A 26228-nucleotide genomic window follows, 5' to 3' on the forward strand; every position below is an offset into this window, starting at 1 on the left:
ACAGGGAGAAAGTAAATGGTAAAGCAAATTGTAAGAGACGTTTTCTTTTTAGGCCAACCATCCGAACCGGCCACGAAAGCAGATATCCAAGTTGGAAAAGACCTGCAGGATACGCTGCAGGCGAACCGGGAGCGTTGTGTGGGTATGGCGGCAAACATGATTGGTGTAAAGAAGAATATCATCATTGTGAATGTGGGCTTCATAGATGTTGTAATGTTCAATCCGGTGATCGTTTCAAAACGTGACATGTATGAGACAGAAGAAGGCTGTTTATCCTTAGATGGTGTTCGTAAGACGACCCGGTACCAGGAAATAGAAGTAGAGTATTATGATTTCAACTGGAAAAAACAGCGGCAGAAGCTGTCCGGATGGACGGCTCAGATCTGCCAGCATGAAATTGATCATTTGTCTGGAAAGATAATATAACTGAATGCGGACCTGGAATGTCCGCTTTACAAAATGATACATATGGCGATGGACAAGGAGAATTGATTTGAATATACAGATTTTTGGAACAAAGAAGTGCAATGATACAAAGAAAGCAGAACGTTTCTTTAAAGAACGTGGGATCAAGTTTCAGTTTATTGATATGAAAGAAAAAGGCATGAGTAAGGGTGAATTCAATTCGGTTGCCCAGGCAAATGGTGGACTGGAAAATATGATCAACTGGGAGGGCAAGGATAAGGATCTGCTTGCGCTCATTAAGTACATTGCAGAGGAAGATAAACTTGAGAAGGTGCTGGAAAACCCGCAGGTGATTAAGATACCGGTTGTCCGTAATGGAAAACAATCCACTCTTGGATATCAGCCGGATATCTGGAAAACGTGGAAATAAGAGTGCCGGTAGATTTTTGACCAGGATAAAACAAATGATTCAACTGAAAGGCAATTAAATGACATTCAATTTTGACAGAGAATTTCAATCTATGATGCAAGAGCACAATTTAAATACCGTGATTCTTCTGGGACACTTGAATCCGGATGGCGATGCTGCCGGATCGGTGATGGGACTTGCACATTATATAAAAATAAATTATCCGCAGTACAAAGTGCTGCCATATCTGGTAGATTAGTAATAAAAAACCTGCTAAGAAGTTTGGTTAACAACTTTTTAGCAGGTTTTTTATTTATTCGGAAAATTTATCACTGTAGCGAATATGCATATCTTCCCAATCCATGAATGATACATAAAATACTTTTCCGTATTGCTGGCTTTCTACGATTCTTCCGTGATCAAGCACAGAAAGGTAAGTTCCGTCAGCCTTTCGAAGATGAAAGTGAATATAGTCATTTTCATTGCCGCTGTCAATTTGTTCCCAGATGCTTGCTTCAATCTGCTGCTGCTCATCCTGTCGGATCAGATTGCGGAAGCTTTTTTGAGTAAGTCTGAATAATTCATCCATGCTCTTATAACCAGTCATATGAAGAAATTCGTGGTTTGCATAAAAGAGCTCATCGTCTTCTTTGTCTGCCCTATATATGATAAATGCTCCTGGCAGATGTTCAGAGACATCCTTAAGTGCAAATCCAAGCTGTTTGCGGGCTCCTGACTGGAGACCTTTTCTGTAAGCCATACATCCATTTTTTCCATGGAGTTTTATTTCATAAAGAGCTGCATCTGCACAGCGCATAAGCTGTGAATGGCTGTTGGCAAATGTTGGATATTCTGCATATCCGAGAGATATAGAAAATGCATGTTCTTTACCATGATATGAAAATGTTTTTGGAAGCTTAGTGAATTGCTGCAGCTGTTCATCTGCTTCATTAAAGGTACAATTTGGTAAAAGAATGCAGAATTCGTCACCACCATTTCTTCCAAGCAATGCATCGGATGGGAAAAAAGCTTTCATACTGTTTGCCAGACTCTTTAATGCTTTATCTCCGTAACTATGGCCATAGATATCATTGATAAATTTAAAGTCATCGATATCAAGGAGTGCAGCCACAAAATGTGTTTGCGGATTTTTAGAAATTATTTTTTCTGCTAATTCATCAAATCTATAGCGATTATAAATATTCGTAAGAGAATCTGTGCGTGCCAGTATTTTATATTTGTTCTTGTGTTCTTTTGCTACCAGCCATACCCTGGTAAGTACTGACAGAAGCAGGCTTATAGTAAGAAATATTCCGCTGATAATTAGCAGCAGAGTGTTATTTCTCCATCCGATTTTTGGAGTTATCTCAAATTTCCAGGTTTCATCTCCTATTGTAAATGTATAAGAAACCGGATGATCTAGTTGCCCATCTGACTGATAAACCACTTTATAAGTACCACTCCATGGAGTGTCTGTTTTTAAAATTTTGTATTCATATCCAAAATTTGAAAGTGCACTGACTACATCTGAAAAAATGTCCGGAACACGCAGGATAGCAATGGTAAATCCCCAGAAATACTCTTGTCCGCTTTTATCTTTCAGGTAGACTGGATTGCGGACTGCAATTCCATAACCGCCCTGTTTTAATTTGAAGGGACCCTGCGCAATGATTGTATGGTTATCTCTTGCGTAACAGGAAATCTCTTTACGGTTTTTATCATGGAGCAGATCAATCTTACCTGCCTCATTTCCTTCAGCCGGATAAATATCTGTTACAACACCATTGGGCGCGAGCTGCACGCTTTCAATAGAATCAGTCATAAGATTCCCAGCAATCGTGTCAAACTGATGGATCTCGCCATTTTCACTGATTAAGAGCTGTTTCAAAGCATTCGTAATTTCAATTCCACCTGTAATTTCATTCTTTATGCGTTCACCATAGGTGGTTGCGTTTAATTGTGCCAATATGTGTCTCTGATTTTTTTCATTGGTGTCTGTTCTGTATACAATGAAACCAGAAAGGCATATGCCCAGTAAAAAAATGATAAGAGGCATAAGTGTTTTCTTTTTCACTTGGTTCACCTTATTTTATGCATTGGATTTTTTATAATAAAGCATTATATCATAGAAGCTGAAAAACGGAATAAATTTTTTGGAAAAATGACAATATATTTTGACGTGTTTAGCGTGTTTTTCGCGTTAAAGCAACAATGTTTTTTCTTGTGTGCAAAGAAATATAGGTGTAAAATATAATTAGTTTTCAAATAAAAAACAGTAATAAGTGAAATGGCAAATCAGACGAATGTCTGGGACGCAAAGCGAAAGGGCCTGTTCAAAAAAGGAGCAGTATTGCTCTCATTATGGAGATAGGTTTAAGTTACATGTATTTGTGTATCTAAGGATATTATGCGAGAGGAACAGGTTTATGAAAAGGTTAAACGATGAGGACATACAGGCATACTTTCAGGCGGGGAATTCCGGATTCTGGAAAGTAGAGTCTGAAAAAGGAAAAAAGACAAGACTGTACACAGATGAAATCACAAATGATCTGTTTGGAATTACAGAAGATATGTCTCCGGAAAAATGTATGGAGTATGTGGCAGAACATATTTATCCGCAGGAGAGGGAGTGCTTCTGGGATTACATGGAAGAACTGAAAAGGCATGAATCAGAAGCTGTTTACCGTTATATGCATCCTGTAAAGGGAGTCATTTATATACGCTGTACAGGAAGGAGAGTCCTATCTCCAGACAACATGATCAGGCTTGTGGGCTATCATCAGGAAGCAGAAGATATTGTCCATTTTGAAAAAGAAAAACTTTTGGAGAACCGATTGCTGCAACAGAACCAGCATTTAAAGGATGAAAACAAAAACCAGATTTCTTATTATAAAGAGCTTCTGGATACGATAAGTGTTGGAGTGCTATCCTACACCTTTCCAGAGCATGAGATTGTCCATATGAATGCAGAAGCTATGCGCATCTATGGAGTGGAGACAGTTGTGGAAGCACAGGAAAATCTGGGCAGACTCATAGGGGCTGTGTCCTATTTAAATCAGAATGTAATTGAGAAACTGATGGATATGCGGTACCATGACGGAGCTGTTTCTTATGAATGTGTAATCCCTGACAGAAAGGGACATCTGACACCGGCGATTGCGAAGACGGAAATTTTTTATACATCAGACGGGAAAAAAACAATACTAACCACATTCCTTGATATTTCTGAAAATGTTACTCTGAAAAAATCACTGAAAGAAGCACTGGCAAGCAATGCGGTCATATCCGCAATTTCAAAGATTTACTGGACGATTTATTCTATGGATCTACAAACAGACAGTTTTGAAGAAGTTGTCGGGGGCGAGGTGATGCATCGGTTAACCGGTAGTCACGGATGTGCTTCAGAAGCATTTCGTACCGCTCGGAAAAGTGTTGTTTCCATAGAGGACCAGAAATCCATGCGGGAGTTTTTTGATGTTACAACGCTGGCCGACAGGCTGCAGCAGGAGGAGACGATTGCGAGAGAATATCTTGCCGCAGACGGGCACTGGCATATGGGACGATTCATTGTGAAGCGGCGTGATGCAAACGGAGCTGTTACGGAGGTACTTTATGTAGCACGTGATATTACGGAAGAAAAAAAGCAGCAGTTCGAATATCAGGAACAGTTAAAAAGAATCGCCCAGGAAGCGGAAAAAGCGAATATTTCAAAAACAGATTTTCTCAGACGCATGAGTCATGATATCCGGACGCCAATCAATGGAATCTGTGGAATTACACAGATTGCAAACCATTTTCCGGAAGATCTGCAAAAACAGCAGGAGTGCAGAGATAAAGTCCTGACAGCATCTGGATTTCTTCTGAATCTTGTGAATGATATCCTGGATATGAATAAAATGGAATCCGGAACCTTGCAGTTGGAAGAAAAAACTTTTGATTTACGCAAGGTGCTGGAGGAATCGACGGGTATTGTTGAGATGCAGGGACGTGAAAAGGGAATTTCACTGAACCTGGGAGCTATCAATATCATACACAATCAATTGGTTGGAAGCCCTCTTCATCTTCAGCAGATCCTGCAGAATATAGGAAGTAATGCAGTAAATTATAATCATGTGGGTGGTAAGATTATTGTTGGCTGCCAGGAAATCCGTTCAGATGACCGGACCGCAGTATTCGAATTTACCTGTACAGATAATGGAATTGGTATGAGTGAAGAGTTTCAAAAGCATATGTTTGAACCTTTTACACAGGAGAACAGACTGGAACAGAAAGCAAATATGGGAACTGGTCTGGGAATGACGATTGTCAGCCAGTTAGTAACGCTGATGGGAGGACAGATTTGTTTTACCAGTAAAGTGGATGAAGGAACTTCATTTGCGATTACATTGCCGTTCCAGATTTCCTCAGACCGAGCATCAAAAATGCCAGAATCATCTGTTGAGAATGTTTCCCTGAAAGGGAAAAGAGCACTTCTTGTTGAAGATAATGAATTGAATATGGAAATTGCACAATTTATATTGGAAAATGAGAATATGCTGGTTCGCTGTGCATGGAATGGAAAAGAGGCAGTGGATATTTTTGCCCGGTCAAAGCCGGGAGAATATGATCTGATATTAATGGATATTATGATGCCGGTTATGGATGGCCTGGAAGCAGCAAGACAGATTCGGGCAATGGATCGTCCTGATGCCAAACTGATCCCTATTGTAGCCATGTCTGCAAATGCTTTTCAGGATGATGTGGAGCGTAGCAAAAAGGCAGGAATGAATAAACATATTTCAAAACCATTGACGGAGGAAAGTGTAATCAGGGAGATTAAAAGTATGTTATAGCTTCTCGGAGCTAATGAAGATTAGTAAATACAAAGCAAGCTATTATTTCACCTGATCATAAAACAATCAAATATCTTAAAAACTGCTGAGGTCAGATTTCCTGCAACGGATAATGATCTCAGTTTTTATACCCGGGAATCGGCATTGTACCATTTTTCAGTAAGGTATGTATCCAGAGGGAAAGGGTGGAACATGTCTTGAAGAGAATGAAAAGAAGATAAACTTTAGAAATAAACCAGAAAACTTAAAGCCATTTAAGTCTTTTTTTAGAGAGAGGGAAGCATATGGATGATTTTAAAAAACTCACAGAACAATTTTTGAAAATATATATTAATGCCGAATCAGTAAATGATTTTGGTATAGAAAATTATTTTGATGAAAATGTTAGTCTGATTGGAACTGGGAAACATGAGTTATTTGCGAATCTACATGAGTTTCTGGAATCATTTGAATTTGATGTAAAACGAAGAGATAAAATCAGAATTGAAATAGGAAATTTACATCAGGAAGAAGAAAGACTTGATGATGACCATGTCCTTGCACATGGAACAGTAGATTTTACTGGTCTGTTTAAAGAGGGCTCAATCTGTTTTAAAATGGAGACAAGGTTTACGATTATCTATAAATGGACGAATGGGAAATGGCTGGTTCAGCATCTGCATCAGTCAACACCAGATCTGGAGCAGATGGACGGTGAAGAGTTCCCTGTTACATTGGGAAAGCAGGTGAAAAAAACCCAGCAGGCACTTCAGGCATTAGGCACTGCCTACTATTTGATTTTACGGTTGGATTTAAAAACAAAGCGTGTTGAACTTGTCAAAAAAACTCGAAAAATGGATATTGGTATTCAAGATAATAATGCCGAATGGAATCTTCAGACGGAGAATATTGAAAATGTGATAGCAGAACCATTTGTGCAGAAGTATATGGAATTTTTTGACATACAAACCATGGCAACACGGCTTTATAATAAAGAATCTATGTCTTCTGAATTCAAACTAAAGGATGGATCATGGTTTCTTTCCATGGTCGTTCCTCAAAATTATGATAAAAATGGAAATGCTACATCAGTATTGATTGCAAACCGGGATGTGACAGATGAAAAACTGCGGGAATTAAAACAAGAGGAAGAATTGCGGGAAGCTAAATTAAAAGCAGAATGTGCAAATAAAGCAAAATCCTCATTTCTGTTCAATATGTCCCATGATATCAGAACTCCTATGAATGCTATTATTGGTTATGCAGAACTGGCGTCCAGACATTTGCAGGAAACAGAAAAGCTTGGCAGATATCTTGAAAAAATTCAAATATGCGGAAAAGAACTTTTGTCGCTGCTTGGTAATGTCCTGGATCTTGCAAGAATTGAAAATAATAAGGTCGAAATGGAATACACTGTTTCGAATGTCCATGAGTGCTTTGAAAATTGTATCATTATGTTCCAGCAGCAGGCAGAAAGCAAAAAACAGACTCTCTCTCTGACAGGACAAATCCTGTATCCGTATGTATACATGGATGCACCGCACCTGTCAGAAGTCTGTCTTAATATTATTAGCAATGCAATAAAGTATACAAATACAGGAGGCAGGATATCCTGTAATGTTGTACAGAAATCCTGTGAAAAAGAAGACTGGTGCAATATGATCATTACCATTACCGATAATGGAATTGGTATGTCTGAAGAATTCCAAAAGCGTATTTTTGAAACGTTTGAAAGAGAACGCAACACTACATTAAGTCATATTGATGGCAGTGGCATTGGAATGGGCATTACGAAAAAGCTTGTAGAGCTCATGGATGGTACAATAGAAGTGAAAAGTAAGCAGGGTGAGGGCTCCAAATTTACAGTAACGATTCCTTGCAGAAAAGCGTCAGAAGACGATTCCCTGGTGAAGAAAAATAGCAATCTGTGTAATAAGGAGTGCTTGAACGGTGTTCGGATTTTATTGGTCGAAGATAATGAGATCAACACGGAAATCGCGAAGGAGCTATTGACGGAAGAAGGATGTATTGTTGAGACTGCTAATGATGGTGTTGCATGTATTGATATGATTGAAAAAGCTGATGCTGATTATTACAAGCTGATCCTTATGGATATTCAGATGCCAGTTATGAATGGATATGACGCTACATTAACTATCCGGAAGATGAAGGATACGAAAAAAGCCAGCATACCAATTATTGCGATGACTGCCAATGCTTTCGCAGAAGATATACAAAAGGCTCTTTCGGTGGGAATGAATGCTCATGTTGCAAAGCCTGTTGATATGAACATTCTTGTTCCAACAATGATGAAATATTTATAATAGTCAGATTCAATGAGAAATGTACAATATAATAAAAAAGATTCATTGGCAAATCAGTCGAAAGGCTGAGACGCAAAGCTATAGGGGCTGTAAAATGACAGCCAGCTGCAACGTTTAAAGGGGCTGTCATTTTACAGCCCCTCAGTTTTTGGGATAATTAAAGTTCTTGAATTATTTGCTTCCATCCTCCCCCATCCCTGTCATAGTCAAATACTCATATTTCGGCTGGAAGTCGTGGCTTTTGGAGTGTTTGTAGTATTGCAGGAAAATACGGTCCATGATGTTTGGAATCTGGGTTTCAATTGGCTCGAACAGGATGATCAGGTACTGCATGGAGCTGTAACGGGTGCAGATGTCAACGCGGCGGATGGTCTGGCGGATGGATTGTTCCATCTGGGAAAGAGCCTGCTCGATTTCCTCAATATGAGGAAGGGGGTCGGTAGCGGTTTCCATGGTGACCATTACCAGGTAGCAGCGGCAGCTGCTTCGGACGATGAGCTGGCGCATGTATTCGTACTGACGGGAAAAATCCCGGTAGTTAAGATCCAGGGCACCTGCGTAGCTTCCGCTCTTTCACAGGGAATCTGCAATCTGGTGAAGATCCCTTGCAATGCTTGCAGAGTCAGGGGACTGGTAGCTGATCTGCTGGTAGAAGGAAAACTGGTTTTTCCCATTCTGCTTCACGTAGTAGAGCGCTTTATCTGCCTTGGAGCAGCAGTCTGCGAAGGTGTCCCCGCTGGTGCACAGGCAAAGTCCGGCAGAAAGGGAAGCATAGCGGATTTCTGCATCTGCCTGAGCGATAGCCTGGAACTGCCCAAAAAGCTGCGTCATTGTCTCAGAAACGGATTCAGCTGTGACATCTGGCAGAAACAGAAGAAATTCATCTCCGCCCAGACGACAGGAAAGCCCTTCTTTTGTATAACGGGAAAGCAGGCTGCCGAGATTTTTCAGAGCCCGGTCTCCGGCCTTGTGCCCGTGGATGTCGTTGATCTTTTTCAGATTATCCATATCCAGGAAAATAAGACAACCGTTGTGATCCTTCATAAATTCAGCGATCAGCCGCTCGCCAAGGCTTCGCGTAGGGAGCCCTGTGAGCAGATCGTAATGCTTGGTTTCTTCCTGGCTCTTTATGGTGGTAACTACATCGGAAATAAATTTGCTGATGGTATTGTCAATTTCAGGCTGTCGGGCAGGTTCGGTTTCCAGGGAAAACTGGTCATCCAGAACCAGGCGGTTTTCGTCCATCAGCTTTAGAAATACATCTGAGATTTCCGGGTCAAACTGTTTGCCGCGGTTCTTACTGATCTCTTCCCGGATCATTTCCTGGGAAAGTGCATTTCGGTAAATCCGGTGGGAATTCATGGCGTCATAACTGTCTGCCATGGCAGTGATGCGTGCATGAATGGGGATTTCGTCTCCGGTAAGACCGTCTGGATATCCATTTCCATCATAACGTTCGTGATGATTTCGTGCTACTTCAACAATATGAGGGATAAAAGTAATATCCTTCAATATTTCTGCGCCGATAACGGTATGTTTTTTTATCAGATTATACTCATCTTCTGTAAGCCTGGAGGGATTGTTCAAAATCAAGTCGGGGATACCGATCTTGCCAATGTCGTGAAGATAGGCGGCGTGTTCCAGCTGATGGATTTCCTCTGGAGACCAGCCCAGTTCGGCGGCAATAAGTGCGGCATATTTTGCAACCCGGTAGGAATGTCCGCGGGTGTATTCGTCCTTTGCCTCGAGGGTGGTGGACAAAGTCTGCATCATCTGCAGGGACATTGACTCGGTCTGTTTTTGTTTCTGTATCAGCTCCTGCTGCTGGTGTTCGGCTTCCAGCCGCTGGATGTTCCGAAGGGTTCGGACGATATTGACAAACAACAGGATAAGCATTCCAATGCCGATAAAAAGACCGGACATGGAGGTGACAAAATATACGGAAGCAGATTCTGCGGCAACGCACAGCAAGGTGAGCAAAAGTCCCAGGAGCAGAAGCTGGTCTGTACGTTTTTGGCTGGTGCGGAGGTAGAGATACAGGTGGATAAATACCATCAGGAACGTACCAACCAGTATGATCTGTCCCACAGGGAGTGTCTCAATGTAGTCGGCAATATTGGCAGCAGTCAGAATAGAGCAGACTGCAAAATTCAGCAGGGCGATCCCGCCTACAATGTGGTAAAGCCTGCGGTGAACTCCATGCTGCACACTGTCTGCATAAAGCAGAAGTGGGATTGGTCCAAGGAGGATCATAATGAAGCACAGGGAGCCCAGGGCAGAGGAATTGGGAATGAGCAGCTGGCGGATTTTGGACTCGCCCAGCATCCAGACCGCACCCATAATCATGCACCAGCCAAGATACTCCATGTCAAAGCTTGTGTGGTACACAAGTCCAAGCATAAGGCTGAAAAAAATGGTAGTCAGGCCTGCGAACAGGAAGAAAAAAGCCATGTAGGTGGCAAGCCCGTAACGGTTGAAAATCAGCTGCCAGATGTCGGCTTTGTCTCCACAGAAAACCTGGTTCACAACACCGGAATAGTTGGAGGTGTAGGTGGTTAGTTCAATGCGGAGTTCTTTCCCTGCATCCTCATGGGAGGTGGGGCAGAAAATGAAACGGCTGGCAGAATTTTTCCCAACCAGACGGGTTTCGCTAGTGCTGTAATGTTCTCTCAGGGTGCCGTCTATGTAGATATTCACGTCCTGTAGAGAGGAACGGATCGCCACTGATGAGGCGTCAAAATCTGCCGGAAGGGTGGAGGTAATGACCATGGTCTCGCCTGTGGGAACATCATAGGAACCTGGCACCGTAATTTCTTCGGTGGTGCCGTCAGGCTTTTCCCAGGTAAAAGTTCCGGGGTAGAGGAGGGACGGGGAATTTTTGCTGACGGTTCTTTCATCTGCACCGAAAAACTGCATGAAAATGAACCATCCAAGAATGGCGAGCATCAGAAAATAAAAAATGTATCTTGGCCCCTGTCGGGCAGGGGATTTCTCTTTGGGCATGACAATTTTCCTTTCTGTGGAGGGGAAAGATGTTTATTAAAGCTATTATACTACATGGAAACACTTTCATCAAATACTCCGTTTTTTAATGCCTATTTTTTCGCTCTTGTGGGATATGCCTGGGGCTTTGGAGCGCTTATAATTTTTATAAAATAAAAAAGCGATCACTGACGGCAAAGCCGTGGCAGATTGGGAAAAAAGGAGGGATCCATTATGGAATGGACAGAATGGGCGTTATTTACTTCCATTGTGCTGTTTATTTGGGAGGCGTGGCAGGTGTTTGCGGAATGGACGTTAGAAAAATATCATGAGAAGAGAGAATATGGGGGAAATCAGGCAGAAAATGATAAGAATAAAGAAGAAAAATAACATGACATTTGTTGGTGTGGCGGATGAAGGCCACGGAGAATTTCGGAATTGTACTTTTGCCAGGCTTCTATTGGAAGCTCTGGCAGAGTATTTTCTGGAATACGCAGAAAAGATTACCAAAACACCGTTTCGTGATGAGATCAAATTTGAGCTTGCGCGGAAAATCCGAAAAGCAGTACAGGGCTATCCAGTGCAGGAGACAAGATTTGTAGGAGTTCTATTGATACCCGGTAAGAATATCCTGTTCCATGTGCGCTTTGGAGACGGGGGGATCTGTGGGGCGGCCAGTAATAATTGCTGCAAAAATATCAGCTGGAACATAAACATGAATGAAAGAGCTTTGAGCATTTGCGAGGATGGCTGCATAGAAATGGTCCGGATCAAGATGGAGCAGCTGGATAAATTTAAAAAGCTCTATCTTTTTGCCAGGGGGCGTGATATGCGCTTTTTGCTTTTTCACGACGGAGGAGTTGTGGGCAGATGTAAGGGTTATGAATATAGTCTGTATCAGCAAGAGCAGAAAAAGGAAGAGCAATGGGTAGAGCAAAATCAATGTATTGTAAGGATTTCTGAGAGCTAACTAGACATTCGAATTCGGTCAAAATATACCGAAAAGCGGGCGTGCAGATTGCAGGAATGATTTTTCAAACAGGCTCTAAGGCTGTGCATCGCGGAGCGGTTACTGGTCACGGAGTGAACAGTAACTTGCTTTTTTGTACACTGTGAAATTTCTATACAACTTTTTTGATTTACGTTATAATGAATGAAAACAAAGGTGGTTATAGAGCATTTTTTACATACTCTGACAGTAGGATATGCCTGTTAATGAGAATGTTAAAATACATTTACGTAGAGAGGAAAAGGCAAGATGGAGAAAAAAACCTACGAGGCTGGGGCGTCTGCATATACACTAGGCGTTGCAAATAGCATATTGAATTATGCAGATGAATATGGACAAGCGAGCAAAGCTGAGTTGGAAAACATGCCCAAAGATGCAAGTGTAGACCAATGGAAGAAAAAAATGGAAGAAATTGCAGAGGAATTTATCTGCACGCCCAGGTATTTTCTTATGTGCTGGCTGGCAGCAAAATGTCTGAATAAAAATCTTCTGGGTTCAGAAATGAAACTGGGAGAATTCCCGGCTTTTCAGTATAAACCAAAGGGTGCAAGAAAGGCAAAAAAATTTGAAAAGGTTACAAGAGCGCATGCCCTGTCTCTGGATGAGGAAGAATTAAAGAAGTATATTACAATTTTTACAAACATTGTATGGGAGAATGAGCGGCCAGAGGAGAAAGAAAAAGATCTGCGTCCATATAAATTCAGCCCTGTTTTTCGCCGGGCATTTCTCCTGTATGTGAATACCCAGCTGCTTACGAAGGAAGAAGGACTGCAGATTGCCCATATGATCCGGCTGAGCTATGAAGAAACCTGCTATTTTCTTGTACGCGCAGTGGAAAATGACGGACTGGATTTTACAAAAAGCACAGACATCATACATGCGTACTGTCTGCTTCGTGGAAAAAGTTATGGTGTTTTTCAGCAGCTGGAAGCAAAATATCAGACAAAGGCAGCCAGGATTGAAAAAATAAATCTGGAGGAAAAGCCGGAAGGTTTTACTGCAGGGATGATGCCTGGAAGTGAGGTGTCCGGAAAGAAAGACGATCCGGGAATGTTATATGAACGGATTTGTCAATGGGAGGACGAAGTTATTTCCCAGGTCCTGGCAGAATCAAATGGAGAAAATGAGGCAGCAGGACAGGAGGCGGAAGACCAGAAGACTGGACAGAAAGTCAAGGCAGACGATCCCAAAAAGATAGACTCTGTAGACGATAAATTTCTGGCATGGCTGGTTTCCCAGGCAAAGTACCTGGACATACCGGGAAAAAGCGCCCTTGCTGTTTACCGGAATCTGGTGGCATATGCTTATCATTATACGCTTGAGCATGACATCAGGAAAAAGGAAGGAAGCAATGTTGGCGGTGACGGGGATTTCCTGAAAAGCTTCCCAAGAGATGGGACTGGGAAGGCAGACGGCTTAGAGGATAATATTGGCTTTACGGACCTGGAAGACTGCCTTGAGGATCCGGATGAAGCCGTAAACTGGAATGCGGGGAAATCAGGATTCCGCGAAATCTGCAGTATGAATAGTCCTTATCAGCTAAAAGAGGATATGGGCAAGGCGGATTACGAGAAACTGGTGCTCAATCGTCTGGTGCGTCTTTTTAATAAAATGAGCGGAAGCATATTTGAGGCCAAACATATAACACGGATCATGCGTTATACCCAGGTTGCACAAAACGGCAGCCTGGAATCGAATCTTATTACAGACAGGATCATCAGACTTCTGGCTGGAGAAATCCCGGTGACAAAGGCGGATATGCTATTTATGGTCTGGCTGGCATGCAATCTGGATTGGGAAGATGAGAAGGAAAAAATGAGTGCAAGGGTTTGGGATTTCCTAGATGGGGGCTCCAAAGCACTGGAAGAGGGGCATTTGCCGGAACTGTATATTCCACACGTGCTGGAGCGTACATTTATACTCAGTTTGTGCATTGGCAATATGCCGGTGGGAGAGTGTATAAGTATTTCTACCGTTCATGCGAAAAATCCTGCACAGATATATCTGGCATTGAGTGCGTATGTAAACAGTCAAATGAGTCAGTGAGGCGAATAGGTTAGCCTGTATTTTCGTGCCCGTCAGGCTGTGAACATATTATTATGACTGATGATAAAGGTCTGTAAGGTGGAGAAAAAATGGAGAGAGAATATTTATCAGACAATACCTATATCCGTTTCCCAGGGGGAGAATGTTATAAGATCAACGGAAGGATCGGGCGAGGCGGCGGAAGCCTTCTGTATTCTGCATGCAAAATGGTTTTGCAGGATGGAAAATATGAGGAGCAGAGCCGGATCCGCTATGCGCTGAAGGAATGCTTCCCCTATTCGGAGCAGTATGACTTTGCCCGTAATTCCACAGGGGAAATACGGCCTGTGACAGAGAGCCAGGAAGCGGAACATTATCTGCATTATGTAGCTGCCATGCAGCTGAATGAGGGAAAAATCACGTCGGAGATTTATGAAACAGAGGCAATCCGTATGGTTCCAATCCTTCATCTGGCTGGCGGCGCGGAAATTTCCAAGGATCAGGGGGAAAGCTTCCATTATGTCAGCAATACATATACGGTGATGGCATCTTTGGAGAATAAAGGGGAATCGGTGACAGCGTGGTATGGGAAAGAGGAGAACCATACAGCTGCGGCGATTTTTTCCGTGATTCGGCAGGTGCTGCTGGCGCTTCGGGAGGTGCATGGGGGAAAATATGTCCACCTCGACATCCAGGCAGGGAATATTTTCGTAACGGGAGACTGGCGGGACCAGAGCCTGACCTGCTTTCTCATCGACTTCGGCTCAGCGCGCAGACTGCTGGAGGATGGCAGATGTGCTCCTGTGGGAAGTGGACCCATATTTTCCTCACTGGGCTACCGCGCGCCGGAGATTGCCCGGATTCTTAGTGGAGAGAACAGAGAGTTCCGTCTGGGAAAAGAGGCGGATCTGTACAGCGTGGGCTACCTGCTTCTGTATTTTCTCACAGGAACCCGCTACAGTGCTGGGCTTCTGGCCCGTTTTCAAAATAAATATGACAAGAATTACCTTACACGCAAAAACATACAGGAATTGAATGTTCCAGCATATGTGGAAGAACTGATCCAGCACATTCTGGCAAAAGCACTGGAACCGGATCCCGAGAAGCGTTATGGGACTACGGATGCCATGCTGAAGGATGTTGATAAAGTGCTGGAAGCCTTGCAGCCTTCCCATTCCCGGATTTCCGGTCTGACTTATGATGGATATATTTTGTATGACGCCAAAGAACCTGTCTGCCAGATGGCGGCACAGACTTTGCAGAAAAGGCTGGAGCATTTCCGGGCGTCCGGGCTGAAGCGGATTCACAGAGTATTTCTGGACAGCACAGAGGTTTCCGTAGATGCCAACCGGGATAAGCAGACGGTGGAAGCGCTGAAGGCAAGCGATTATCTGATCATTGTAGGAGGGGCAGATCCGGAGTCTGCAATCTGGCAGGCAAAAGAGGTGAAATTTTTCCTCAGGTTTCATCCTGTATCCCACGTGCTGGTTATGGTAACCGGGCTGGAAAAAGAGGCTTTGGAAATGCCGGTGATCCGCGTGGCAGGTTTTGGCAGAGCAGCCGTTCTGGCAGCAGATGCCCGTGGCGGTTCCCAGAAGGAAATCAGGAAGAAAATAAAAAAGGAAGCTGCAATCCGTATTGCAGCCCCGCTTCTGTCTGTCCCTTATGACGGACTGGTACAGCGCTACAAACGGTACCGCAGGAGAAAATTCGGCAGCATTGCGGCTGTTGTGGCAGTAACGCTTACCGGCTTTGGCGCACATGCAGCGTATCAGGCATACCAGATCCAGATCCAGCATACGCTGGCAAGCCAGAACCGGGCACTGAATTTGTGCAATCAGGCTATGGCGCTATATGAAAATGGGGACAAGAAGGGGGCACTTGAGACTGCCATTTTACCTTATGAAGAGGAAAAAACCAACTGGAGTGTGGTGCCGGAGCAGGTGTACGCCCTGAATACTATAATGGGTTCTTATTCTTCGGGTAAGGAAACCATGTTTGCGCCTCTGGGAATAGAAAAAATAGATGAAGAGGAGATGGCGGAGTCTGAAGATACGGAGTCCCCAGGGAATAATAAATTTGACCAGTTCCAGGATATCCGCGATTATGATTTTACCGTTGAAAACTGGCGGATACAGCGGAACGACCAGGGGCTGACCGTATATGATTTACAGAATAATACCCAGACTGTACTGACAACAGACTGTGCAGCCAGACCAGTTCTGGTTGCGGACAATTTATTGGCTGTGATTGAATATCAGGAAGGACAGCAGGATCCTTATGACCAGATGGACATCTGGAGTGATGAAAAAGGGCTTTTTACCCCGGTGCTGTATGATCTTACAACTGGGAAAGAGGTATGCCGTTTGGAAACTGAGAATGAGTGGTTTGAAAATGGCAAAGGGAACTGTGTGCTGAATCTGGATCTCATGGGAAAGAGTGCTTCGGATGTGTGGGCCTGCTGGATCGGGCAGAAATTGTGGCTTGTGGATTTGGCTGATGGAATGTCTGATCGGCTTGCAGATTTAACGTTTCACTCAGAAATTGCTGCTGTGGAGCCGTATTCCGAGAACGAATTTCTGGTAGGTCTGAGCAGCGGAAGTGTGATTTCCGTTACCGTATCCGATGGTTCTATGATCAAAAAGCTGGTTTATGAAGGCAATGGCACGCTGTATGATTTCCACTGTGACTCCCAGGCGCAGACGCTGGAGCTTTATACAGAGCAGGGTGTGGTTCATTGTGGAAAACCAAAGGATTCCAGAATGACAGATGTGGATATCACAGGTCTTTTTGGAGAGAGCTATGAAATCGCAGGGGTAGAACAGGAAGGTGCGTATACGTACATGTGGTTTGGTGACACCGAACGGCAGAAAAAGGTGTACGGTTCCCTGTTTTTCTATAATGATGCTGTGGCTGTGTATCGGATGCTGGAAGAGGAACCTTTGTTTACCTATAAAAGTGACGGAGACTGGAAAATCCAGGACGTGCAGATGCAAGTGCAGGATGGACAGGAAGTTGCGCTGGTTTTGGAGACTCGGTATAACGAAAACTATGAGACCATTTCCAGAATAACGCTTTGCCCAGTGAAGGGTGGAGAAAGCAAGGCATTGGCAACGGTTACAGGGCTCTTAAATCAAATTCAGTATAATTCTGATCTGACAGGGGTTTATTTATGCGGAAACCTTGCGGACCATAACATGAACCTGCTGTTTTATATTGATTTTCAGACACAGGAGCTTTCGGAAATTTCTCTCGGGCTAAATGACGTAGAACACGTACGCGACATTTTAGTCAAGAAGCCGGATGCGGAAGGTGACATAAGGCTGGAACTGATCAGCCAGTATCAGAATCAGATCAGAGTGATCACATATTCAACGCTGGAGAAGAAGGTTCTGGCAGAGAAAACATTGTCTCTGGAAAAGGATCAGAATTATGGTTCTGTGGAAATTGTCCAAAATAGAAATTGTACAAACCTGCTGATTTACGACCGCTCTGGCAGCGTCTGGGTTCTGGATGCAGAGACTCTGGAAGTTCTCCATACCCTGAACGTAGGCGGGAAAAGGTATCTGGATATGAGCTTTTTCCGTGACAGCACATGCCTGTTAGGAGCAGATGAAGAATCCGTCTGGCTCTATAATCTGGAAGAAGAGAAGATGGAATCTGTTATGTATATGGACACACGGATCAACTGCTCCCCAGGCAAAAAACTAAGGGCAGACGAAGTCGGACCATTCTTCGGTTTCTGGGACAGCATGGTCTATACCTACACCGCAGCAGATAACGGAGTTAACACCCAGTACCTGCACCTTTTCTGGCTAGATGATGACCTGCAGATTCACAAATACGCAGACGTAGAAGGAGGCTTTAAGCCTGCAGATTCCTGGGAAATTATGAGTATGTATGGGGATCGGAAAGGGTTTGCGTATGGGGAGTTGGAGGAGTTTGATGAATTGTATGGGATGGCGAAGGAATTGGTAGGGGGGATGTCAGAAGAGGAATAAGAAACAGATACAATTTACCTTTGTAAATGATATTAACAGAAATTGTATTGAACAGTTGTACTAAAATGGTACAATAAATTCCTAGGGAGAATATAGTGCAGAAAGGGCGAACTATGACTATTTTAGAACTTATTAAGGAAATTGATAATAAAGCTGTTGATTTTTTTTGCGATGAACCACAAATAGTTTCTATTTTTGTTGTAGGATCGATGTACAATCTTGAGAAATATACTATTCGCAGAAACAATGATTATGATATAAGATTGTTGGTAGATAAGGTTACACCTGGAGTATTGGATAAGGTAGAGAAGTTTCAAAAACAAATAGTCGAAGAATTCACCAATGAAGAGATTCAGCTTGGTTTTAATAACAATGTTGGCGCAGTTAATCATAGGCTGTCTGAAAAGAAGTATAATATCTTATTGCATTTTCTTATTCATGAAGTAAATGATTTAAAAAACTTTTTACCGCTAACACATCAAGTTCAGTATGGAAAGAATCACCGTATATTATACGGAGAAGATCTTTTATTAGACTTATGTAAGAAATTTGAACCGCAGTATCTGATTACATGTCATGAAGGTATTGACTATTGTATTGATATGTTGAAACGTGATGTTTATAAGTACTTAATATGGGTGAAAAATGATAAAGGTTTTATAGAGTTTAAATATTGCGAAATTCCAACACCAAATGAGATGATTGCGGAAAGCGTTTTTTATTCTTTAAAAAATGTACTTAATAATTTATATGAAAGCTGTATAATGATGAATGAAATACAGGGAGTATCTTCATATGAATATTATAGGCGGCTGTGCGGGGATAAAAAGCAGTTTGAAAAGCTGATAATCTGTGTTGAAAATAGGGACGAAGATTTATTATATTCATACGGTGATAAATACGACATATTTAATGAAACAATTGCTTTTCTAGAAGTCTTAAAGAACAAAATATTATGTATGAAAGGCTAATCAAATGAAATATTGTGAACCATATCAATCATGTGCATTATTTGGAGCGCTAAGATATTTTGCCAATTTGAAAAAGACAGTTTGTTTAATTAACGGTCCGACAGGGTGTACATTTTATGCAAATAATGCTGTAGTTAGATTAAATGGGTATTTTAATGCTCAACACAGGGTGGATATTCCACATATTTATTGTACGGATTTTAACGAGTGCGATGCTATTATGGGATGTGATGAGAAAGTTGAGCAGGCAGCTGCTGAGATTATCGAGAAATTTCACCCGGAAATACTATTTATTTTTAACTGTTGTGTATCTGAAATTATTGGTTCGGATATTGATATAATTGCAGAGAATGTTGAACGGGAATACAAATGTCGGGTTATTCCAATCCATACTGCAGGATTCAAGGGCGATCATAAATATGGAATGAGAATGGCTGGAGATATTCTTATAAGATATTTATTTGCGGATAGACAAGAGTGTAAAAAAAGGAAAGTGAATTTATTGGGAGAATTTGATTATTTTAATAGATCGACTCAAGATTTAAGTGCTTTTCTTAATAAGATAGGGATTACAGATGTAACTCATGTGCCTGGAAAATGTTCTTTATCTGAGCTGGAGGACGCCTCAAATGCAGAGTTGAACATTATAACGTGCCAAAACGCATCTAGGTATCTTGCGGAACAAATGAAGAAGAAATATGGAATTCCATATATTGGAAATGGTTCAGATCTCTATGGCATGGAAAATGTATATAATTTATATTCTAGAATTTGTGAATTTTTTCAGGTGGAGAAGTCTGAACTAGAAAAAGAATATAATACCAATTTAAGAATCGTGCAAGAGAAAAAGAAAGCATTACGAGGAAAAAGCGCGGTTATAGTTGCGAGCACAAGAAGAGCATTAGGGTATTCGGCAATACTAAAGGAACTAGGAGTCGAGGTCAAACTTATCTTTTCTGAGGCAGATGAGAAATATACTTCCAAAAAAGAGTTTCTGCAGTTTTCTAAAAATGTAATGTTTAATGAGTTTCCTAATACACTGGTTGAAAAAATTGATGAGATAAATCCTGATTTTATTTTTTCTACATTACCGGAAATTGTGGCACCACATAAATATCTGGTGCGTCCGGAAGTTGATTATTCTGGCTTTTCTGGTGTGATTCGTATGGCAGATTACTTAATTGAACTGCTAAGACAAAAAGAAAAAACAATTGTGGTAGAAAACTAAAAATATTTTTTTTAGAAAACGATTATATCGAGGATAAAGATATGAATATAGCTATTTATGGAAAAGGGGGGATTGGAAAATCCACAATTTCCTCTAATATTTCAGTTAATCTTTCTTTACAAGGAAAAAAAGTACTGCAAATTGGATGTGATCCAAAACATGATTCTACACTCTTATTGCAAGAGAAAAGTGTTGAACCTACGACTGTAATTCAATACTTACAGAAGGATTGCTTGTTAAATGAACTAATGACAACAGGAAAACATGGGGTCAGCTGTATTGAAATTGGGGGACCACAGCCAGGGTTGGGGTGTGCTGGCCGGGGAATTATATCTGGCCTCCAGAAATTAGATAGTTTTGAAGAGTATGATACGGCAGCTTTTGACTGTGTAATTTACGATATTTTAGGTGATGTAGTCTGCGGCGGTTTTTTTGAACCATTAAAAAAGAAAATGGTTGATGAAATGTATGTTGTCACATCGGGTGAATTTAATTCCCTTTTTGCGGCAAATAATCTTTGCAAAGGTTATAATAATTGTAAATTAAATGAACGCGGTATAAAGCTTGCAGGAGTTATTGGAAACATGAGGGGAATACCAAGGGAAGAAGAAATCTTAAAACGGTTCTGTGTATCTTTAAATGTTCCATTAATTGCTATTATTCCCAGGGATAATAGAATTGAGGAGTGTACAATAAAAGGTATGCCAATTGCAGATCTTTTTCCTGACTCAGATATTAAAGAGCACATAGACAGGATATGTGAATATATAGGAATGCCGAAGAAGGAAGTTAGACCAACGCCATTAGACTTGGAAGAAATAAGAAATTTATTTGAAAAAGTGATTTGTAATGGATGAGTTTTTAGATATAGTAGAAAAATATATATTTGATGAAAATGAAAATGAACTAATTGATATAGTTGACAATACATCGGCAATTGGTTTTGATGATAGTACTATTGTTAATTATTTAAGGCGTTTTGGAAAAAAGAACAAGGTTCTGGCAGAAGGGGCAATAAACATAAATGGCTCAGGGGGATCAGGGTATTATAAACCTAATATCTCATCAATTGCTGGTATATATATATCTCAGGTGTCTGAGATTCCGGTTGTAAAGACTGGAAGTACTGCGTATTCTGGGATATATGGTAGCTCAGATTTTTTCCGTGATTTAGGGATGCTGGATTCGGCAAAAAGACAGCAAGTGTTCAGAGACTATGGTTTTGCTTATTATGATTATTTGGAAATGTCACCCTGGAAGAAATTTAAAAAAGTCTTATATGGACATCCGGATTTTAAAAGAGTATTTGATAAAACCGTTTTTTTGGATTACAAAGCTTCGACATACTTTTTGGGGATTACGAACAAAAAATACCATTGTGGATTGAATGATTATTTATGTGTAGATAACAGACCGGATTGTTTGATTACATATTGTTCTGAAACAGACCGTGGGATTGTTGATGAAGCAGTTCCAAATGGTACAATTTTTCTTAATAATAAGGAGTTTCAGGTGTGTAATTCTGAATATGCAATGCCTATACTTGAAAGTGTTCAAAGTATCAAGCGTATTAATAAATCGTTGTTGTGTGGAGAAGAAGATGGATTCTGGAAAGAGGCATTAGCTAATACTTGTGCGTTAGCATTGGTTTCTTTAAAGCTTGTGGGTTCATTTGAGGAAGGAACGGAGGTTTTTGAGAAAATTTATAGGGAACGTGTTGTAAAAAATATATTCGAATAGGGTAGATAAAGGAGAGTAGAAATTATGATTCAGTATACGGTTCCGGCAGATTTTAAGATTGGCTCATTATATAAGATGAAACAATTGGAAGAGAAGTATCCAGATAACAAAATTCGGGAGGTTTTTGGTAATCTTTCTGGCAGCAAGTGGCCGTCTGGACATGGATTTCTGAAGTCTCAGAAATATCTTGAAAATTTAACTGAGCTAAAAGAATATGTTAATAAAGCATTAGAACTTGGTTTTGATTTTAATTATACATTTAATTCTTCCTGTTTGGAAAATAAAGACATTATAACAGAGGAATTAGAAGAGATTCTTGGATTTATTGGAGAAATTATAGAGATTGGTGTTAAGAGGATTACCATCGCTTCTCCAGCATTAATGATTGCCGTTCATAAAAGATACCCTGATTTATTAATTACTGCGTCAGCAATTACAGGAATTAATTCTGTATTTCGCGCAAATGAGGTAAAAAAAATTGGTGCAAGTACAATTGTTTTAGAAGAAGATATTACAAGAGATTTTAAACGCCTTGAAGGTATAAAGAAATATGGTGGTGTTGATACAGAAATTATTGTAAATACCAAATGTACTTTTAACTGTGTATATAGAAATTTTCATTATAATTCAGTGTCCCATGATACATCCGGTTTAAGAAAAGCATTTAATTATGGGGGGAATTGTGCAAAGTGCAGGATAGAAGATCCAGTATCTTTTATTAAGTCATTGTGGATTCGGCCCGAAGACATTGAAACATATGCAAAGCATGGAGTGGATTTGTTTAAGTTGATTGGAAGGGAAAGATTAAGCGATATTAATTTACTGCGGATGATTGAAGTGTACTTTTCCCGTTCGTATGAAGGTAATTTGATTGACCTTATTTTTGGATTTTCAACGACCCAAAAACATTTATATTTAGATAATAAAAAACTGGATGGCTTTCTTGAAAAGTTCCTAAATGAAGATTTTGAATGTTTAGATGCATGTCATCCAGATCATTGTGATTATTGCTATCAATATTTAAAGAAAGCAATGGTCGAGGCATAGAAAGCGAAGGAGAAGGTATGCTGCTAATTATTGATAATTATGATTCTTTTGTTTACAACATTATCCATGTCTTGAACTTGCCAGAAAATAAGTTTATTGTTCGGCGTAATGATGAAATAACTATTGATGAGATTGATAACGGGGGCGTTAATGCAATCATTATTTCTCCTGGACCAATGACTCCAAAAGAAGCTGGCATTTCAAATGATATTATTCGCAAATTTTATAATAAGATTCCAATTCTGGGAATCTGTTTAGGACATGAATGCATTGGTGAAGTATTTGGTGGGGCACTTACTCAGTGTGAAGAAATAATTCACGGCGAAGCAGACGATATTATCTTATCAGAATCAAAATTGTATGAAGGGTTACCTGGTAGTATTATGGGGGCACGATACCATTCACTTAAAATTGATGGAAAAACATTTAAGAGTGATGAAATTCATGTTAATGCGAGGTTGAAAAATGGAACGATTATGGGGATTGAGCATAATCAGTATCCACTATATGGAGTACAATTTCACCCCGAATCTATCTTAACAGGTCAAGCGGGTAAAATAATATTGAATAATTTTGTGAAAATTAGTGATAGTTTTAGAAAAGAATTGTAAATCAGGTTTAAGGAAGTCTTTTGAAGCAGAAGATACGGAAATTAGGTGGCTCAAATGGAAAATATTATAGAGAATTCATTAATTACAAATGTATTTGACTTTTATAGTTATATAAAGAAGGTCTGTATTAATACAGCTATACTTGAAAGTTTGGGAGATATTGATGCTGAAACAGCCAGATATTCATTTCTTGGTGTAATTGCGAAAGAGGAACTGTGTGAACAAGATGGAGAATTCCTTCTCACAAAATTTGATGAAAAAGAAGTGGAAACAATAGATAATTGGCTTGCCCTATTAGATGACTGGTGCGGACCGATTGGAATTAATGATACCGTATTTCAAACTGGTGCAATTGGATACATTGGCTATGAAATGTATAAATATCTCGAAAAAATTACTGTTGTTGGAAATGTGAAAAGTCCTGTATCACAGGTTAGACTGGTAAAATATTCCTTGATATTGATTTATGATAGAGTGGAAAATAAATCATTCTGGGTGGCTGATGATGAAACGTATTTGAATCAAGGTAAACTATATGAGAGCGAATATTTCAATCATGTAGAATATCAAAACAGTGATGATAATTTTTTTATGCTCGGAGATATTGAAGCTGATTTTACGCAGAAACAGTATATGGATTCCATCAGTAAGTGCATTCAGTACATACATCAGGGAGATATGCTCCAATCAAATATAACCATGAGGTTTCACGGCAAATATGTGGGAAATCCTTTTAAAGTATATTCAAGAATGCGTGAAACAACACCTAATCCGTATTTTGCATATTTCGATTTTGAGGAAAAAATGATTTCGACGTCACCAGAGAGTTTTATACGCATGAGTAAGGGGATGATACAAAGCAGACCAATTAAAGGGACTGTGCGGTGTGTTATTAATGGAGTGGATCAAGCCGATTTTTTGCAAAAAAGCAGAAAGAATTGTGCAGAAAATACTATGATTGCCGACTTGATCCGGAATGACATTGGACGAGTGTGCAGAATTGGAAGTGTAAGGGTTCCTGCGTTGTGTAAAATAAAAAAATGTAATAATCTCTATCACTTGGAAACTGTAGTTGAGGGTGATTTGAAGGAAAATATAATGATGTCGGAAATCCTTCGGGGTAACTTTCCAGGAGGTTCTATTACTGGAGCACCTAAAATACGTTCAATGGAGATAATTGATGAGTTGGAATTTACGGAAAGAGGACCTTACACTGGGATGGTAGGTTTTTGGGGGAATTCCGGTTATGTAAACACCTCCATAGGGATAAGAATCGTATATTTTGATAGGGAGAGTTTTTATATTCATGCAGGGGGTGGTATTGTTGCAAAATCTGATCCCGTTGATGAATATAACGAATTAATGTTAAAAATAGAAAAGATGATTTCTTCCATGAATGAATTTAATGTTTTGAAATTACTTAGGAACGAAATCGATAAATTAAATATTGAAATTATTAGAAAGTTATCGGAACGTACAGAATTAATAAGAAAAGTGTCGAGTGTTAAATTTAAATATGGAATTCCAGCCAATCAGCCAGATCGAGTCCGTTCAATCTTGGATAGAATGAAAAAAATTAATGACACAGAAAATCTTGGATTAGATGAGGAATTTATTGAGAAATTATTTACATTGATAATTGATGAGTCTGTTAGAATTGAAGAATTAGGGGGAAGGCAGTGAAAATTAAAGAAGAACGCCATCCATGTTTTGCAAGTGGCTGCAAAAGTGGACGGATACATTTACCAGTTGCTCCGATATGTAATATACAATGTAATTATTGCAAAAGAGAGTTTGACTGTTTGAATGAATCACGTCCAGGAGTGACATCTCGTATTATGAGTCCTGAAGAAGCTTGTGGTTATTATAAGAAGAATAAGAAGATTTATAATTTGGCAGTTGCCGGAGTCGCAGGACCAGGTGATGCTCTTGCAAATTGGAAAGAGGTGAAAAAAACTTTTGGGTTAATAAGAAACATAAACAAAGATTGTGCATTTTGTATATCTACTAACGGATTACTTATTCCGAGATTGTCTGCAGAAATAAAAGATACTGGTATTGAATATGTAACCGTTACGATTAATTCACTAGAAAAAGGGATTGGAGCTCAGATATATGAAAAGGTAATCTTTGATAATACTGTGAAGACGGGGGATGAGGCTGCTGGTTTTCTTATTGACAGACAAATGGAAGGAATAGAAATATTGAACTCTTTAAATATAAAGATAAAAATCAATTTTGTCTTGATTCCAGGTGTTAATGAAAACCAAGTTGAAGCGGTTGCAAAATTTGCATCAAAAAACCGAGTAACATTAATGAATATTATTCCCCTGATTCCTATCGAGGGAACTAAATTTGAAAAATTAAAAATTTCACATTTACGTAGAGATATTAGTAAGTATCAAAATATTGCTGCTAAATGGGTTCCCATTATGAAGCATTGCATTCATTGCAGAGCCGATGCAGTTGGATATTTATAGTATTAACAAATCATAAAATAAGAGCCATAATTCTAATCAGATATCGTTTTAAAAGGCGTATTTCTGACGGAAAAAGTTGAAAAAATAAAGAAAGTACTAGAAGATATTATTTGGCTGTGTGAAGAAAGAACTCCTTTGTTGAATGAAAAACACATAACAAATTGTGTTGGGGAGCTTTGCAAGAG

Annotated in this window: 21 protein-coding genes and 2 riboswitches; of the genes, 18 read left to right on the forward strand and 3 right to left on the reverse strand. The window is 40.2% G+C overall.

Going from position 1 to position 26228, the window contains the following annotated elements:
• Nucleotides 1–15 precede the first annotated feature (15 nt).
• The 3 genes from LIQ05_RS07815 to LIQ05_RS07825 all read left to right on the forward strand — a co-directional run bounded on the left by LIQ05_RS07815 (nt 16) and on the right by LIQ05_RS07825 (nt 1073).
• Entirely contained in the window at nt 16–426 is a 411-nt protein-coding gene (locus LIQ05_RS07815; protein ID WP_226819767.1) for a peptide deformylase, read from the forward strand.
• Between the two features lie 67 nt (nt 427–493).
• Nucleotides 494–835 (forward strand): arsenate reductase family protein, encoded by a 342-nt coding sequence (locus LIQ05_RS07820; protein WP_226819768.1) that lies wholly within the window; start codon nt 494–496, stop codon nt 833–835.
• A gap of 58 nt (nt 836–893) precedes the next feature.
• Complete coding sequence (locus tag LIQ05_RS07825; protein ID WP_226819769.1) at nt 894–1073, forward strand: hypothetical protein; 180 nt, start codon at nt 894–896, stop codon at nt 1071–1073.
• A gap of 54 nt (nt 1074–1127) precedes the next feature.
• Here the strand turns inward: LIQ05_RS07825 and LIQ05_RS07830 are convergent, their stop codons facing one another.
• A complete protein-coding gene (locus tag LIQ05_RS07830; RefSeq protein ID WP_226819770.1) occupies nt 1128–2780 on the reverse strand; it encodes a diguanylate cyclase domain-containing protein in 1653 nt (550 codons plus the stop codon).
• A 313-nt stretch (nt 2781–3093) separates the two neighbouring features.
• Nucleotides 3094–3175: riboswitch (cyclic di-GMP riboswitch) on the forward strand.
• A gap of 65 nt (nt 3176–3240) precedes the next feature.
• Between LIQ05_RS07830 and LIQ05_RS07835 the strand changes: the two genes are divergently transcribed.
• Complete coding sequence (locus LIQ05_RS07835; protein WP_226819771.1) at nt 3241–5646, forward strand: response regulator; 2406 nt, start codon at nt 3241–3243, stop codon at nt 5644–5646.
• Between the two features lie 284 nt (nt 5647–5930).
• Nucleotides 5931–7949 carry an ATP-binding protein gene (locus LIQ05_RS07840; RefSeq protein WP_226819772.1) on the forward strand — a complete coding sequence of 673 codons (2019 nt, stop codon included), beginning with the start codon at nt 5931–5933 and terminating at the stop codon, nt 7947–7949.
• 37 nt (nt 7950–7986) lie between these two features.
• Nucleotides 7987–8062: riboswitch (cyclic di-GMP riboswitch) on the forward strand.
• Between the two features lie 58 nt (nt 8063–8120).
• Here the strand turns inward: LIQ05_RS07840 and LIQ05_RS07845 are convergent.
• Nucleotides 8121–8456 carry a hypothetical protein gene (locus LIQ05_RS07845; RefSeq protein ID WP_226819773.1) on the reverse strand — a complete coding sequence of 112 codons (336 nt, stop codon included), beginning with the start codon at nt 8454–8456 and terminating at the stop codon, nt 8121–8123.
• A 66-nt stretch (nt 8457–8522) separates the two neighbouring features.
• Nucleotides 8523–10952, reverse strand: a complete 2430-nt coding sequence (locus LIQ05_RS07850) for an HD domain-containing phosphohydrolase (RefSeq protein WP_226819774.1) — start codon at nt 10950–10952, stop codon at nt 8523–8525.
• A 213-nt stretch (nt 10953–11165) separates the two neighbouring features.
• On the opposite strand from LIQ05_RS07850, the gene LIQ05_RS07855 reads away from it, so the two are divergent.
• The 13 genes from LIQ05_RS07855 to LIQ05_RS07910 all read left to right on the forward strand — a co-directional run bounded on the left by LIQ05_RS07855 (nt 11166) and on the right by LIQ05_RS07910 (nt 26043).
• The gene (locus LIQ05_RS07855) at nt 11166–11321 is read left to right on the forward strand and encodes a hypothetical protein (RefSeq protein ID WP_226819775.1); all 156 of its coding nucleotides are present in this window, start codon (nt 11166–11168) and stop codon (nt 11319–11321) included.
• A gap of 1 nt (nt 11322) precedes the next feature.
• Nucleotides 11323–11901, forward strand: coding sequence for a hypothetical protein (locus tag LIQ05_RS07860; RefSeq protein ID WP_226819776.1), 579 nt, complete (start codon nt 11323–11325; stop codon nt 11899–11901).
• Between the two features lie 23 nt (nt 11902–11924).
• Complete coding sequence (locus LIQ05_RS20600; protein WP_416385988.1) at nt 11925–12047, forward strand: DUF6783 domain-containing protein; 123 nt, start codon at nt 11925–11927, stop codon at nt 12045–12047.
• 142 nt (nt 12048–12189) lie between these two features.
• A complete protein-coding gene (locus LIQ05_RS07865) occupies nt 12190–13986 on the forward strand; it encodes a hypothetical protein (RefSeq protein ID WP_226819777.1) in 1797 nt (598 codons plus the stop codon).
• Nucleotides 13987–14075: 89 nt separating this feature from the next.
• Nucleotides 14076–17966, forward strand: coding sequence for a protein kinase domain-containing protein (locus tag LIQ05_RS07870; RefSeq protein ID WP_226819778.1), 3891 nt, complete (start codon nt 14076–14078; stop codon nt 17964–17966).
• 113 nt (nt 17967–18079) lie between these two features.
• Nucleotides 18080–18937 carry a hypothetical protein gene (locus LIQ05_RS07875; RefSeq protein ID WP_226819779.1) on the forward strand — a complete coding sequence of 286 codons (858 nt, stop codon included), beginning with the start codon at nt 18080–18082 and terminating at the stop codon, nt 18935–18937.
• Nucleotides 18938–18941: 4 nt separating this feature from the next.
• On the forward strand, nt 18942–20165 hold the full coding sequence (locus LIQ05_RS07880; protein ID WP_226819780.1) for a nitrogenase component 1: 1224 nt from the start codon (nt 18942–18944) through the stop codon (nt 20163–20165).
• Nucleotides 20166–20206: 41 nt separating this feature from the next.
• Nucleotides 20207–21022, forward strand: coding sequence for an AAA family ATPase (locus LIQ05_RS07885; protein ID WP_226819781.1), 816 nt, complete (start codon nt 20207–20209; stop codon nt 21020–21022).
• Nucleotides 21015–21905: a hypothetical protein gene (locus tag LIQ05_RS07890; RefSeq protein ID WP_226819782.1), complete on the forward strand. Its 891-nt coding sequence runs from the start codon at nt 21015–21017 to the stop codon at nt 21903–21905. Before LIQ05_RS07885 ends, LIQ05_RS07890 begins: the two co-directional genes overlap by 8 nt.
• Before the next feature lie 24 nt (nt 21906–21929).
• Nucleotides 21930–22952 carry a U32 family peptidase gene (locus tag LIQ05_RS07895; RefSeq protein ID WP_226819783.1) on the forward strand — a complete coding sequence of 341 codons (1023 nt, stop codon included), beginning with the start codon at nt 21930–21932 and terminating at the stop codon, nt 22950–22952.
• 17 nt (nt 22953–22969) lie between these two features.
• Nucleotides 22970–23563 (forward strand): anthranilate synthase component II, encoded by a 594-nt coding sequence (locus LIQ05_RS07900; RefSeq protein ID WP_226819784.1) that lies wholly within the window; start codon nt 22970–22972, stop codon nt 23561–23563.
• A 54-nt stretch (nt 23564–23617) separates the two neighbouring features.
• Nucleotides 23618–25246, forward strand: a complete 1629-nt coding sequence (locus LIQ05_RS07905) for a chorismate-binding protein (RefSeq protein WP_226819785.1) — start codon at nt 23618–23620, stop codon at nt 25244–25246.
• Nucleotides 25243–26043, forward strand: coding sequence for a radical SAM protein (locus tag LIQ05_RS07910; RefSeq protein ID WP_226819786.1), 801 nt, complete (start codon nt 25243–25245; stop codon nt 26041–26043). The genes LIQ05_RS07905 and LIQ05_RS07910 overlap by 4 nt, the downstream gene beginning before the upstream one ends.
• The last annotated feature ends 185 nt before the right edge of the window (nt 26044–26228 follow it).

This window comes from Blautia glucerasea (assembly GCF_020537505.1).
Taxonomy (GTDB): domain Bacteria; phylum Bacillota; class Clostridia; order Lachnospirales; family Lachnospiraceae; genus Blautia_A.

What these genes read in the sequence shown, in the direction of transcription:
- LIQ05_RS07865 (WP_226819777.1), top strand. Translation starts at nt 12,190, where the DNA reads ATGGAGAAAAAAACCTACGAGGCTGGGGCGTCTGCATATACACTAGGC.
- LIQ05_RS07840 (WP_226819772.1), top strand. Translation starts at nt 5,931, where the DNA reads ATGGATGATTTTAAAAAACTCACAGAACAATTTTTGAAAATATATATT.
- LIQ05_RS07905 (WP_226819785.1), top strand. Translation starts at nt 23,618, where the DNA reads ATGGAAAATATTATAGAGAATTCATTAATTACAAATGTATTTGACTTT.
- LIQ05_RS07855 (WP_226819775.1), top strand. Translation starts at nt 11,166, where the DNA reads ATGGAATGGACAGAATGGGCGTTATTTACTTCCATTGTGCTGTTTATT.
- LIQ05_RS07815 (WP_226819767.1), top strand. Translation starts at nt 16, where the DNA reads ATGGTAAAGCAAATTGTAAGAGACGTTTTCTTTTTAGGCCAACCATCC.
- LIQ05_RS07880 (WP_226819780.1), top strand. Translation starts at nt 18,942, where the DNA reads ATGAAATATTGTGAACCATATCAATCATGTGCATTATTTGGAGCGCTA.
- LIQ05_RS07835 (WP_226819771.1), top strand. Translation starts at nt 3,241, where the DNA reads ATGAAAAGGTTAAACGATGAGGACATACAGGCATACTTTCAGGCGGGG.
- LIQ05_RS07850 (WP_226819774.1), bottom strand. Translation starts at nt 10,952, where the DNA reads ATGCCCAAAGAGAAATCCCCTGCCCGACAGGGGCCAAGATACATTTTT.
- LIQ05_RS07845 (WP_226819773.1), bottom strand. Translation starts at nt 8,456, where the DNA reads ATGCGCCAGCTCATCGTCCGAAGCAGCTGCCGCTGCTACCTGGTAATG.
- LIQ05_RS07885 (WP_226819781.1), top strand. Translation starts at nt 20,207, where the DNA reads ATGAATATAGCTATTTATGGAAAAGGGGGGATTGGAAAATCCACAATT.
- LIQ05_RS07860 (WP_226819776.1), top strand. Translation starts at nt 11,323, where the DNA reads ATGACATTTGTTGGTGTGGCGGATGAAGGCCACGGAGAATTTCGGAAT.
- LIQ05_RS07890 (WP_226819782.1), top strand. Translation starts at nt 21,015, where the DNA reads ATGGATGAGTTTTTAGATATAGTAGAAAAATATATATTTGATGAAAAT.
- LIQ05_RS07875 (WP_226819779.1), top strand. Translation starts at nt 18,080, where the DNA reads ATGACTATTTTAGAACTTATTAAGGAAATTGATAATAAAGCTGTTGAT.
- LIQ05_RS07870 (WP_226819778.1), top strand. Translation starts at nt 14,076, where the DNA reads ATGGAGAGAGAATATTTATCAGACAATACCTATATCCGTTTCCCAGGG.
- LIQ05_RS07825 (WP_226819769.1), top strand. Translation starts at nt 894, where the DNA reads ATGACATTCAATTTTGACAGAGAATTTCAATCTATGATGCAAGAGCAC.
- LIQ05_RS07895 (WP_226819783.1), top strand. Translation starts at nt 21,930, where the DNA reads ATGATTCAGTATACGGTTCCGGCAGATTTTAAGATTGGCTCATTATAT.
- LIQ05_RS07900 (WP_226819784.1), top strand. Translation starts at nt 22,970, where the DNA reads ATGCTGCTAATTATTGATAATTATGATTCTTTTGTTTACAACATTATC.